General features: G+C 51.9%; 11 protein-coding genes, 1 pseudogene and 1 riboswitch. Of the genes and pseudogenes, 5 read left to right on the top strand and 7 right to left on the bottom strand.

Going from position 1 to position 12,651, the window contains the following annotated elements:
* Positions 1 to 173: 173 nt before the first annotated feature.
* A riboswitch (cyclic di-AMP (ydaO/yuaA leader) is annotated at positions 174 to 320 on the top strand.
* Positions 321 to 323: 3 nt separating this feature from the next.
* Complete coding sequence (locus L6439_RS28640) at positions 324 to 797, top strand: C40 family peptidase (protein WP_168181671.1); 474 nt, start codon at positions 324 to 326, stop codon at positions 795 to 797.
* Positions 798 to 1,131: 334 nt separating this feature from the next.
* Here L6439_RS28640 and L6439_RS28635 read toward each other — a convergent pair whose 3' ends face one another.
* Together L6439_RS28635 and L6439_RS28630 are read right to left on the bottom strand one after the other, a co-directional pair.
* Entirely contained in the window at positions 1,132 to 1,539 is a 408-nt protein-coding gene (locus tag L6439_RS28635; RefSeq protein WP_213471431.1) for a serine protease, read from the bottom strand.
* Between the two features lie 103 nt (positions 1,540 to 1,642).
* Positions 1,643 to 2,689, bottom strand: a complete 1,047-nt coding sequence (locus tag L6439_RS28630) for a DUF4097 family beta strand repeat-containing protein (protein ID WP_213471430.1) — start codon at positions 2,687 to 2,689, stop codon at positions 1,643 to 1,645.
* 417 nt (positions 2,690 to 3,106) lie between these two features.
* Between L6439_RS28630 and L6439_RS28625 the strand changes: the two genes are divergently transcribed.
* On the top strand, positions 3,107 to 3,697 hold the full coding sequence (locus L6439_RS28625; protein ID WP_213471429.1) for a hypothetical protein: 591 nt from the start codon (positions 3,107 to 3,109) through the stop codon (positions 3,695 to 3,697).
* A gap of 207 nt (positions 3,698 to 3,904) precedes the next feature.
* On the opposite strand, the gene L6439_RS28620 is transcribed toward L6439_RS28625, so the two are convergent.
* Together L6439_RS28620 and L6439_RS28615 are read right to left on the bottom strand one after the other, a co-directional pair.
* A complete protein-coding gene (locus L6439_RS28620; protein WP_213471428.1) occupies positions 3,905 to 4,798 on the bottom strand; it encodes an effector binding domain-containing protein in 894 nt (297 codons plus the stop codon).
* Positions 4,799 to 6,022: 1,224 nt separating this feature from the next.
* Complete coding sequence (locus L6439_RS28615; protein WP_168179876.1) at positions 6,023 to 6,799, bottom strand: exodeoxyribonuclease III; 777 nt, start codon at positions 6,797 to 6,799, stop codon at positions 6,023 to 6,025.
* A gap of 357 nt (positions 6,800 to 7,156) precedes the next feature.
* Here L6439_RS28615 and L6439_RS28610 point away from each other — a divergent pair.
* Positions 7,157 to 7,499: pseudogene (locus tag L6439_RS28610) on the top strand (GAP family protein); the annotation flags it as partial.
* Between the two features lie 162 nt (positions 7,500 to 7,661).
* Here the strand turns inward: L6439_RS28610 and L6439_RS28605 are convergent.
* The 3 genes from L6439_RS28605 to ytxJ all read right to left on the bottom strand — a co-directional run bounded on the left by L6439_RS28605 (position 7,662) and on the right by ytxJ (position 11,145).
* The gene (locus L6439_RS28605; protein WP_213471427.1) at positions 7,662 to 8,717 is read right to left on the bottom strand and encodes a PsbP-related protein; all 1,056 of its coding nucleotides are present in this window, start codon (positions 8,715 to 8,717) and stop codon (positions 7,662 to 7,664) included.
* A gap of 124 nt (positions 8,718 to 8,841) precedes the next feature.
* A complete protein-coding gene (locus L6439_RS28600) occupies positions 8,842 to 9,951 on the bottom strand; it encodes a PsbP-related protein (RefSeq protein ID WP_213471426.1) in 1,110 nt (369 codons plus the stop codon).
* Between the two features lie 855 nt (positions 9,952 to 10,806).
* Complete coding sequence (gene ytxJ, locus L6439_RS28595) at positions 10,807 to 11,145, bottom strand: bacillithiol system redox-active protein YtxJ (RefSeq protein ID WP_143797846.1); 339 nt, start codon at positions 11,143 to 11,145, stop codon at positions 10,807 to 10,809.
* Between the two features lie 412 nt (positions 11,146 to 11,557).
* On the opposite strand from ytxJ, the gene L6439_RS28590 reads away from it, so the two are divergent.
* Positions 11,558 to 11,950, top strand: a complete 393-nt coding sequence (locus L6439_RS28590; protein ID WP_168179881.1) for a hypothetical protein — start codon at positions 11,558 to 11,560, stop codon at positions 11,948 to 11,950.
* Entirely contained in the window at positions 11,902 to 12,507 is a 606-nt protein-coding gene (locus tag L6439_RS28585; RefSeq protein WP_237096679.1) for a helix-turn-helix domain-containing protein, read from the top strand. The genes L6439_RS28590 and L6439_RS28585 overlap by 49 nt, the downstream gene beginning before the upstream one ends.
* Positions 12,508 to 12,651 lie beyond the last annotated feature (144 nt).

Below are 12,651 nucleotides of genomic sequence, written 5' to 3'. Positions count from 1 at the left end.
TCCATTTCGTCACACCGTGGCGATCCGGGCGAGTTTTTTTGGTTTTTATGGACAAAAAGTATTTGTCAAAGCAAAAAAGGTCTGTTACAATAAGTCGTAGATTTATTACAACTTTGTCATGAAAGCGGCAATATCTCTTGCATTTTTGTTACATATCATTGAACCTAAATCTTAGACAAAGAATGCCGAATTTCCGGATGTCCGGAAAGCGGGGGAACCAGTTTTTTGGGTGAATTGATCTCATTCGCTTCCTTCAGAGATCATAGGGGACCTTCAACCGAACCCTCCAGCTAACCTCGCAGGCAAGGAAGGGGCTTTATCATTTGAAGAAGAAGCTGGTAACTGCTGCATTGGGGCTTGGCCTCCTGTTCTCTTTCAGCGCAAGCAGCGCATTTGCAGCCACGAAGATGGATTCGACGATTGACGATTTGCTAGGTATTTCTTACATGTATGGCGGAACGACAACGAGTGGCTTCGACTGTTCTGGCTTCACGAAGTACGTATTCGACAAATTCAACATTGATCTGCCACGCTCGTCTTCTTCCCAATTCGAAGTTGGCGAGAAGGTTAGCAAAAGCGATCTTCGCCCTGGCGACCTGGTGTTTTTTGATACTAGCGGCGGCAATGGCGTATCGCATGTCGGCATCTATGTCGGAGACGGCAAGTTCGCCCATGCTTCGACGAACAAAGGCACGCGTATTGATGAACTGAGCATGGATTACTATGAAAAGCGTTATGTTGGTGCCCGCCGCGTCATGAGCGAGAAGGAATACACCGCCTACGCTACGGAAGAGTAAGACCGCACTCCTATTTATAATGTTACCTAACCCGATGGGAAGCGAAAATTCGCTGCTTATCGGGTTTTTACATTTCCCTCTCAATGAGTCTGGACTATAAATCATATGCTTGCCGAATCGGATTCGTTCTGGTCCTTTGCCAGCAGAAAAGAACTATTTCTTATTACCCCGTTATGCCGCAATTGGAACTCATTTTTACAACCGGAAGAGCGAGGGTTCAGCTTCCCCTTCATAAAGAGAGCAGACTGCCTCCTCCAGCAAGGCAGCCTGCTCGGGCCGAACAGAGCTCTTTGGTTTACTCTCCTGCCTCATCTATCTTTAGCAAGACCGGCAATTATTCGCCATGACGTTCCATATTGCGATGTTTCTCGTGGAACAGTCTTCCTTCTTTGCCCAGCTTTTCCCTCAACTCTTGTCGAATCTGCTTGCTGGTCTTCCCTTCCGTCGCAATGCCATGCTTCTTCGCAAGCAGCTGTATTTTTTTCTCGTGCAGCGATTTCATCTGCTGCCGCAATTCTTGCATCTGCGTCTTAATCTGCTCCAATTCCTTGTCCGTATCGTCCGCTTGAACGGAACTGCCTTTATCCGCCGCATTCTTCGGCTGCGCGGTATCCGATACGACCTGTCCGGAAGGCTGCCACGGGGCCGCTTCATTGGCGCTGCCCGCTTCTGCCGCGACCGGGGAGGCGAGCAGCAGAAGCATGAGAGTCGTCCAGGCTGCCACGGCTGGTGTCCGCTTCATGAGTATCCACCTCCTTATGCCGAAGTTGGTATTAGTATGTTCATCCAACCTGAAACGAAACTGAAAGGAGGCTAAAAGTTTGTTCAGGTCTGCTAGAAATTCGTTATTTGCCCAACGTGAACTCCCCGGAACGGGTCCGGACCTTCAGCATCGTTCCGCCATTGCCGAATGCTCCGCGTACCGTGTGGTCATCCTTGTTCTGTTCCTCGTAACGCATGCCGTCCCAACGGATGCGGGCGCTGCCCGAGCCTCCGCTGAAGTCGACCGCCAAGTCTGCCGGCTCCTGGGACAGGTTGACTGTTACATTGCCGCTCGACGCCTTCAGTTCCGCATCGTACCGCAGCTCATCCGTTTCAATCGTAATGTTGCCGGAGCCCGATTCCCCGTTCAGCTTGGCATGCCCGTCCGATAATCTCGCATTTCCGCTGCCCGTACGGAAGTTCAACATGCTGGACTCATATCGCTCCACTTGAAGGTTGCCGGAGAGAGCAATGGCTTCCATCTCAACCGATTCGATATCTTGGACGCGAATATTTCCGCTCTTCGTCTGAACCGTGAACGATTCGGCATGGATGTTCCCCGTCGCAATATCTCCCGATCCGGCCTGCATGGCGGCAGTCCGTGCTTCGATCCCGTTGAGGCGGATATTGCCGCTTCCCGAGGTGACCTCCATTAAGGCGCTATTGAGGTTCTCCGCCTCCACATTGGCGCTTCCCGCCGCAACCTGAAGCGCGTTCCACTGCTGTTCCGGTAGCTCGACCGTCAGCTTGACATCGAAAATATGAACGCCGAAATTCACGCCGTCAGGCAGCTGAACGCTTAATTGAAGCTTATCCCCTTGCGAGGTCGCCTTCAGGTCAATGCTCTCCGCATCATTGTTGCTGACCCGGCCATGCACGCGGGCGACAATATCGTCCCCGCTTCCTGGCACCAGCTGCACATCCACGCTTCCGGTCTCGACAGCGACATTTTTTATCCCGGCCGCAGCAACCGACTTCTCGATATGTATCTCCTTGGTCGCCGTGTTGAGCAGACTGTCGCCCGCCTGTGAGAGCCATTCGCCAGATTTATCCGCCACAGCGGGGTTGAACATGAACACGACTCCGATGATCCCGGCAATGATTAACAATACCCCGATAACTTTTCTCATATCTCTTCTCCTATAAGCGCCTATTTATAAGCGCCAGTTTTTCAGATGGACACGCGATCCCGCTTGATTGATCTGCTTCAGTATAGCACGGCCGGGCCGCATCCATCTCCGGTCCGACGAAGTAAACGAAACCCGACTTAGGTCCAGTTCAAGGAAATACAGGTACTTCCGATAGAGCCGCCCGGATGAGGATGACTTCCAAATTTTAAAAAAAGGATCATACTTACAGCGATTGCTGTAATAAGTCAGGTTGCTTCTGCCGATAAACGATGTGGGTGTGACAATTTTATCCTCCTGTCGGTCCATCTCCATGCAAAAAGGTTGGGAAATCAAAGGCGTCATGCCGATATATGCGAAGCTTGGGTACGGGCTACGGGCGCTCTCTAAAAAGAAAAAGAAGAAATGGGGTCATGAGAAGTGAACGCTGTCAAAATCATTATCGCCCTGGTCGCGAGCATCGCGGTCGGTGGCGCCTATGCATGGGTAACTCAAAATTGGTCCGATATTATCCCGATTTATCCGCTGATCGTTGCCGGATGTCTGTATCTGTTGATGATATGGGTATCCAAGAAAAAAAGCACGGCCATCTTGTTTGGCGTTCTGTTGAGCATCGCAGCCATTGCCGCCAATCTGTTCACCGGCATGGAGCTGATGAAAAATGATATTAAGACCGAACTGGTAAGTGCGGGCTTGATCTCGAGCAACGATCCGGGAGTTAAGGATGCGGTCCATGAAATCATGGATGAATACTTGCTCGAGGCAACTGGCTACAAAGGCATTGTCGGATACACCGTCAGCCTGTCGATTGGCGAATTCACGACCAAAAGCGGCAACACCATCGTCGACGATGAGCCGTCCGCAGCCGGAACCGTCTTTCAGGCCGTCAAGTTCGGAATTCTTCTGCTAGGACCGGTCATTATGGGCTGGAGAAGAAAAGAAGAGAAGCAAGAAGAGGCTCCCGCGGCTCCGTCGGAAGATAACGGCGCTGCCGTAACCGACAAAGCCTGATTGAGCACTCCCCCCGTTCAAGCGCCGGTCCACGTTAACCATCCATCTGCTTCGTCTGGCCGATTTCCCCATACCCGTAAGCATTGGTAGGATTTATGCATGAGGTGTGACTTGTCATCTCTCAAATAAGAAGCGCCGCCTCCGGCGGCGCGGTCCCGATACGTTCAGCGGCGGAGCTCCTGCTCCGCCGCTAAATTCATATGCCGGTTACTTCCGCCCCTCCCCGCCGCATATCGGGATATAGATCTTGATTCTCATCTCGTCCGGATAAGAAGAGTTCATCACGTCCGTCACCTCGAAATCGGGTCCCTCCCTGCGGTCATAGTTCGACTGGGGAAGCCAGGTGCCGTAAATATAATCCCGAATCTCCTGCACCGTATTCGCCGGTCCGTATGCCTTGAACTCCGCATAGGTCCCTGCCGGAAGCTGCATATGAACATAACCGGGTTCCAATTGGCCGGCTTCGACGCCGGGGTGGACCTCCTCCCCGACTACGAACGTAAACTCGCCGTTGTCCTCGAACTCGCAGGACACGCCGTACGCCATGTTGGGTGCCGCCGGGCTGGGGATGCGCGCATAACGCTGACATTCTCCGAACTCCCGGTAGAAGCCCGGAATCTCCACATAGTGCCGATCATCATTCAAGCTAGTCCGGTAAGCATACCCTACAATCTCCTTGGCTTGCAAGTCTGCAATGGTCGGTCTCATCATAGCATCATTCCCCTTTCGGATGGACGGACCGTCAATGAAATTTATTTTTTTCTGGCCCGGACAGGCCTGATCCGCCTTACGGTACTTGCCCGGCGAGATGCCGAAGCAGTTCTCGAACGCACGGGTAAATGCCTCCTGTGACTTGTACTGATAGGCCAGTGCAATGTCCAGTATGCTCTGGCCGGTGCTTCCCAGCGCCCGGGCCGCTTCCGACAACCTCCGCTTGCGGATATACTCCTGAACCGTGAAGCCGGAGATAGCCCGGAACATGCGCTGGAAGTGAAACGGCGAATACCATGCTTGGGCGGCGATATCCGCAATGCGCAGCTCTTCCTGGAGATGCTCTTCAATATACTCGATCGCCGCTTGAATTCTTCGATAGTCGTTCATCTCATCCTCTACCCTCTGTTTGTTCTTCTATTGTCATTATGCCGGATTTCGATGCCGATTTCTTGATACTCCGTGCGGATATCCTGGGCTCATATGGAGTTCGTATGTGCGGGTAAAGCTGCCTTTTTCGGCTATGTCTGCATGCTTGTGACGAATGTGGCCCGGGACCACATGCGAATACGGCCACATCCGTTCTCGAACAGACTGATTCCCGCCTCTTCCCGGAAGCTGACGCCGGGAGAGCGCCCTTCGCGATCACCTATCGAAAAATCCTGCAAAATCCAGGCTGTTGAGAAAGAAGTTTTAAGTAGGAAAATGGATATTTCCACCATCCTGAAAACTGCACCATTTCCCTAGACACGCCCATCCGGCAGGCGAAATCCGCAAACTCCACGATTTCTCCAGACACGCCGATTCGGTAAGCGAAATCCTGCAGAAATACAGCAATTCGATATGGACGACTATTCCAGAAAGGGAATCCTGCAAAATTACAGGAATTTCCCCCGTTTCGCTTCGGTTTGAAGCAAAAGGGCCTAAAATGATGCAGATTTGCAGCAATTCCTCGGGATGGGGACTCATTAAGCCGAAATTCCTGTAAAATAGCAGCAATGTCCTCCGCACGTCCAAGCCCCAGGAGGCAGCGATGCTTCCAGCAGGCCGGATAATGCTTCCAGCAGGCTGATAATGCTTCCTGAAGGCGATGATGCCCCCAGCATCCGACGCGGTCGGTTGGATCCCGTAAAATCAGGCCATTGAGTAGTCTATGGGACTTTTCACCTGTAATATAGATCTCTTCTCCCGGTAGAAAAAAATTGATTTAAAACGCTCTAAGAGCCAAAGTTTGGATGAGGAAAATGGACCATCTCCACCCCTTCACAAAAAACAGGGGTTTTCCAACAGCCTGCAAAATCGCAGTTTTTTACCGTCATCCCCTTAACGAAGAAAAGAAACCTGCAACTTTACATCAATTTCGGGCCATTTCTGCCCATTTCGTAAGATTACCGGATAAATGCTGCCGCTGTGCAGGAATTCTGTCGCATTCGCCATCCGGAGCGAGAAATTGCTATAAAATTGCAGGACTATCGAGTCGCAGACGATGCGAGTCCCGTGATCCGCATACCGAATACGGCTGCTCGACACGCTCCGCAGGGCATCGATAGCATCGCAATCACATCAGCATGAAAAAACCGCAGCTTCAAGCTGCGGCACATCTGTAATATAGGTTCACTCCGTTGCCTCCGCCGGGATATCCTCCATCTCCAGGATGACGGGGCAGTGGTCGCTGCCGGTAATGGCTGCATCAATCTCCGCGTCCTTGATATAGTCCTTCAAGCGGGCAGAGACAAGAAAATAGTCAATCCGCCAGCCGATATTCCGTTCCCGCACCTTCGGCATGAACGACCACCAGGTATAAGCGTCCGTCCGGTCCGGATAGCGATGCCGGAACGTGTCGGTAAAGCCGGCATCCAGCAGCCGGGTCATCTTGTCCCGCTCTTCCGGCGTGAAGCCGGAGTTGCCATGGTTCGACTTCGCATTTTTCAGATCGATCTCCTGATGAGCCACGTTCAAATCGCCGCACACGATAACCGGCTTCCGGGCATCCAGCTCCTGCAAATAACGGCGGAATCGCTCCTCCCACTCGAGCCGGTATTCCAGGCGGGACAAATCCCGCTTCGCGTTGGGCGTATATACCGTAACGAGGTAAAAAGATTCAAATTCCAGCGTAATGATCCGCCCCTCCGGTTCGCTGTCCTCCTCCATGCCATAGCGTACCGAGATCGGTTCGATTCGCGTAAAAACGGCGGTGCCGGAGTACCCTTTTTTCTCCGCATAATTCCAATATTGCCGGTACTTATCGCCCAGCTCCAGGCAGATCTGTCCATCCTGCAGCTTCGTCTCCTGCACGCAAAAAATATCGGCATCGCTTGCCTTGAAATAATCAATAAATCCTTTATTGACGCAGGCCCGCAGGCCGTTGACATTCCACGATATCAGCTTCATCCTCTTGTTCTCCTTACTATAGCCTCGTTTTGTTATTGCTAGTGTATCATAGTTGTCCGGCTCGAAGGGAGAGAGCTCCATACATTCGCGATTTTGAAAAATTTGTTTTCCGTAGCGTTTACCCCCAATTATAATCTGCTGGTGAAAGGTGTTCTCGGGGCCCACTAGGGCGGGATTGGAGGGGTTCGAAGAAACTTGCATTACGAGAAGAAGGGGAAAATCAATGGTGCCAACCGGCCAGTGCTTCATCGAGTCAAAAGCTTATTCAGTTGTCCAATCAGGATAAAATGAGGCTGGAGATATAAGGCGCATGCTGGAAAAGCGCTGCGCTGGGGGTAACGGGTCTATTTGCTGTGAACTGAGAAAGAACGACTGAGTTCCCGATGAATGATTTATTTATTGACCGTCGCCGGATTATACTTTTTAGTTGGCGTAGCGCTCAAATTGGGACATGGTGTAATTTTAGAGGCGTTCTCCGCCATTTTCCAAAATCGTATAGAAAGTTGGGTCATGCTCATTATTGGGGGAGTTTTGTTTATCGCTAGCTGACGTTCCCAAGAGTGAAAAATCGGAATTGCCCAGACCCCGGTCCAAAAGTAAAATAGCGATGGTGGCATTGGGATTCACCACATCAATCATTGAAGTGGGGACAGCCTTCCCCTATTTTGCGGCAATCGGCCTTATGACGACTTCTGAACTGCTTTTAATTCTCAATAGCCTCGACGATTTGTAATTGGTTCGTTCTATCGAATTGGGGGGGACAGCAAGACAAACAGCTTCCGGAGTAGAATCATTTGAGCCGGCCGGGGATTTCCTCGCGGGACTCCCGGCCTTAATGTTCGTAACTGTCATCATGTATGAATTATGGGGCGTGCTCCTTATAGGAAGCCGTGGCCTCGATGAAGCTCTCGCGCTTCTCCTCGATTTTCGATTGGGTTGTCCAGAAGATCACTTGCGTGAATTGCTGCGGAGATTCAATCAGCGTAATCAGAATCGCGATTTTTTCTTTATCCTCCGTAACGCCCTGAATCTCGAACTGCAGGGCTGACAGGCCGTTAATTTCCACCTTTCTTGGCTCTTCTGCTGGCCCTTCCGGCATGAACTCGCTAAAGTTAAGCTCGTACACCAGGTCATAGTAATCTTCGAGCGTCTCTATCTCCCCCATCTCCTCGCGTGCGTCCGGGATGACGATGACGAATTCCTTCTCCGCAGGATAGTAAGCGGAGATCTCAGCTTCCGGATTCATCGGATATACCATCCAGTTGGACGTAAGCGTCAGCTCCATCCGCTTATCGGCGCTCTGGAACACGCTCGGTTTTTCCGGATCGCTGGCTTCTGCCTCAGCGGCGCTTGGTGAGATAGCCTTGAACGACTGAATGCCTTTCTCGAATTCATCTTTATATCTGTCGAACTTGTCTTCCTTCGCACAGAATAGGAGTTGGTAGAAATAATCCCCCTTCTCCAATGTCGTAACAAGGAAACGGAGTTTTTCCTTCGTAGCATTTTTGTCAATGCCGCGGAATTCGATCTGCTTGGCTGCGTCAGAGCCGACGGTGATATCCCGGATCTCGAGCATTTCCATATCATCCATTGTAATCGTATCGGAGATGTTGATGGTCCGATTAACGATATCATCCACGGTTGTCCCGTCTTTCAGATCGGCCTTCGCCGTCCTCTTTACGATGACGAACCTGTCCTTGCTCTCGTGGTGAGCGGAGAACCGCGCCCTTTGACTGGACTCCTCATCCTGCCTCCAGCTGTCCGGCAAGGTCAACTGCATGTTGCCATCGAGGCTGGTGAATGTTGTGCCCTTTGGTGCAGATGTCTCCGCCTCGTTCTGCGAACCGCCGCCGCATCCGGCCGCCAGCACGGCCGCGATTATGACCGCCGCTGCGGCCTTATACCATTGTCTACTCATCGTTTCCCTTTTACCCTTCTTTCTGTCTCTCTGAAATCTCCACCGAGGCGTCAGTAGCAAGAAGGCCAGGTCTCTCCCCGCGGGACTCCCGGCCTTGATGTTCGTAACTGTCATCATGTATGGATTACTGGGCGTGCTCCTTATAGGAAGCCGCGGCCTCGATGAAGCTCTCGCGCTTCTCCTCGATTTTCGACTGGGTTGTCCAGAAGATCACCTGTGTGAACTGCTGCGGCGATTCAATCAGCGTAATGAGCATCGCGATTTTTTCTTTGTCCTCCGAGACGCCCTGGATCTCGAACTGCAAGGCAGGCAAGCCGTTGATTGTCACGCTCTTCGGTTCTTCTGCAGGTCCCCCTGGCGCGAACTCGCTATAGTTATACTCATTCAGCAGATCATAGAAGTCTTCGAGGGTCTGGATATCTCCCATCTCCTCGCGATCGTCCGGGATGACGATGACAAATTCATTGCCCGCAGGATAGAAGGCGGATATCTCGGCATCTTCGTTCAACGGATATTCCATCCAATTGGCCGTAAGTGTCAGCTCCATCCGGCTGTCGGCGCTCTTGATCACTTTCGGCTTAGCCGGAGCTTTGGCCGCCGCTTCCGAATCGCTTGCTTTCAGCACTTTGAATGTCTGCGTGGCCTGTTCGAATTCTTCCTTGTATTTGTCGAACTTGGCTTCCGTTGTCCAAAATATGATTTGGTAGAAATGAGCCCCCTTGTCCATTGTCGTAACGAGGTAATGGACCTTCACCTTGGTGCCGTTTTTGTTGATGCCGCGGAATTCCAGCTGCTTGGCTGCGTCAGAGCCGACGAAGATATCCCGGGTTTCAATGACTTCCAGGTCATCCAACGTGATCGCGTCAGCATTGCTGATGGTTCGCTCGACAATATCGTCTACCGTTGCCCCTTCCTCCAGATCGGCCTTCAGCGTCCTGCTCACGAGGGCGAACCTGTTATTGCTCCTATGGTACGCAGCGAACTGCGCCATATTGTTGAGCTCATCATTCTGTCTCCAGGAGCTCGGCAAGGTCAGCTGCATCGTGCCGTCGAGGCTGGTGAATGGGGTCCCCTTAGGCTTAGACTTCTCCGCGGTCTGCTGAGCTGCCGTACTATCGGCTCCTTCCTGCTTGCTGTCCGAGCTGTTCTGTGACCCGCTACCGTTGCCGCATCCGGCGACCAGCATGGACCCGATGACTACTGCCATTGCAATCTTGTGCCACTGCCATTTCATCGTTTCTCTGTTACCCTCTTTCTCTCTATACGAGTGCTATACTAGGATGGAATGATCCTCCACAATTTCCCTTCCTTGAATATTATCGGCGACTCCCCCAGATTTCTTTAGGAGCAAGGTTTTTTTCGGCTGGTTCTCATACATATAAATAGTAAAAAACTGCCACGACGTAAGAAATGGGTTAAATAGTAAAGCAAAGGTGAGGTAGGATGAAAAAATTAAAATCATCATTGTTCTTTTCGCTTTTCTTGTGAGTATGATTGCGGGCTGTACTGATAACAGGGAAAAAGAAACGGAAGATAAGATCATACATGTACTAGAGGATAGCTTAGAAGAGCTTTTGACAACATCCACAAATACGAAATATGGAAGTAATGTAGAACGTCTTCGCGTCGTAGATGTGAATGTCTTGGAAAAATCCTGCTTCGTGACCTTTCTTTTGAAAAAGACAGTGTGAACTGGCATGCTGTTATGTATGCTGAAAAAATGCCCGATGATAACTATGAGCTTGGCTTTATGGATGGAACGAAGCTAACGAACAATGACCCGATTAGTATATATAATATCGTTAGCGAAACGATATCTGACAACATAAAAAAAGAATTCATATCGTAACGGGAAGCATCAATGATCATCGTGTCAATACAATCTATATTAGCTATCCTAATGGAGACATCTATACAGAAATCGCAATAGGTATGGAAGGTTATCCCGTTTTGGTTACAGCCGTCTCCGACAATGGAGAAGTTCTATTCGAGAAAAAATACTAGGCTGCAGTACGGTTCGTGTTCACCCATGATAGACAAGAAGCCCGCCCCGGTCATCCGGAACGGGCTCCATTTTTTCATGGCCGCTCTAATCCAATACCGCCGCCATATGCTCGGTCGTGACCGCCCAATGGGAGGCCGTCCAGTATTTTTGCTTGTCTTTGACATAAATGATTTGCGGCGACTCATGCTTCACATCGAGATCCTCGGCAATCTGATTGGAGACGGGGCGGGACTCGATCACCTTGACGAGAACATAATCGATATCGCTGTTCGGATTGCCCTGCAAATACTGCTCGTACTCGTTCAGCGCATTCGAGCTTACGGGACAGGTGGTGCTGTGCTTCAGCACGACAACCCCGCGCTCCGCCGATTGTTCCAACAGCTCTGCCCACTCGTCTGCTGTCGTAATCTCTTTCCATTCCATCGTTCGATCGCTCCTTTACCGCAGTCTTGCTGCTACTTGCGACTGGTTTTGTGTATTATAGACCTTTTATCACAAATTGCAGATATTCGCAAGGCTCACCGTATGGGAGGGAGTCCGACTGATCTACCCCACATGCATGGCATGGTTGATCCAATGGGGGAAAGCAACTTGCTCAGAGCGCCTCGCCAAGCAATCGAAGCACCTGGTATAATAAATTTTGAGAATGATTATCAATATCAGGAGGGAGAGCATGATGCAAAAATCCCCCTCTGCTCGCATTGGGATGACACTAGCCCCTGACTCCTTCTATATTCCTCTTCGCGTAACCGAATGGTGAGAAACAACGGGAGACGATGCCCTGGAGGCAGCAGCGCCGCTATTCCGCATCCTCATCGTAAGCGGCGGGAACGGAATGCTCCTCATCAACGGGGTTCAGCATGAGCTGTCCCGGGGAAGCGCAGTGCTGTGCGGCGCCGGGCCCCCGCTGGATCTGCAGCCGAAGCCGGATTCTCCGCTGCGGGGAACCTTGATCGATTACCGCGGCTTGACCGCCGGCGGTTCCGCTGCGAAAGGCTTGAAGCACCCGGTGCCGCTGCACCGTTGTCCAGCCAAAATCATCCGGTTGGCGTGCGAGTTGGAGCGTGCCTGGCGAGAGCCTCAGCCAGACAAGCCATTGCGGGCTCAACAGCTGTTCATCGAGCTGCTCGCAGAGCTGTACAGCGAATTGGAGAGCCGGCAGGAGCCAGCAGCGACTGGGTGGAGCAAGCCCTGTATTATATGGAGAGCCGCTACAGCGACGACCTGACGCGGGAGCATATGGCTGCGCTAGCCCATGTCAACCCGGAGCATTTTTCACGCACGTTCCGCAAGCGTACCGGACGAACCTTCAATGCCCATCTGACCCTGCTTCGACTTCGCAGCGCCCAACGCCGCCTCTTGACCGGTGCGCCGGATTTGACCACGCTGGCCCAGGAGGTAGGCTACAAGGACAGCTTTTATTTGAGCCGCAAATTCAAACAGGCGGTCGGGATATCCCCCACCGCCTATCAACGGAATATGCGGACAAGAAGACGTGGGTATACGGAGATAACTTCGGGCGCGGCCAGCCGGTGTACCAAGCCTTGGGACGCAAGCCTCCGGCCGGCATCGCGCAGGAGCTTATGGACAAGCAGTGGGCCGACCTCCAACGTGCGGACGACGGGTGATTTCCGTGCTGATCCGATATGGGGCAATCTTCCGGCGGTGAAGTACAACCAGCTCTACATATGGCCCGAAGAGCGCTCCTGGTATTACGATCCGCTCGCCGTGCTGGCCCAGACCGAAGAACTGGCCGGCTGGCTGGCCAATCAAGCTGCTCATTAGCGCAGGCGGGCGTCGAACCGCATCTCGATAAATACCGCAGCCCGGGGTCCCCCGGGCTGTTCGGCTTGCTATTCAGGTGAATTCGTTCGCTTGATCTTCCTGTCGTGACAATGCCGTGCTAAGGACGAACTTCCATGCCCCGCC

The sequence above is a fragment of the Paenibacillus dendritiformis genome, from assembly GCF_021654795.1.
Classification (GTDB): Bacteria; Bacillota; Bacilli; order Paenibacillales; family Paenibacillaceae; genus Paenibacillus_B.
The sequence above is the reverse complement of the archived record's forward strand: the minus strand, read 5'-3'. Positions and strand labels throughout refer to the sequence as shown.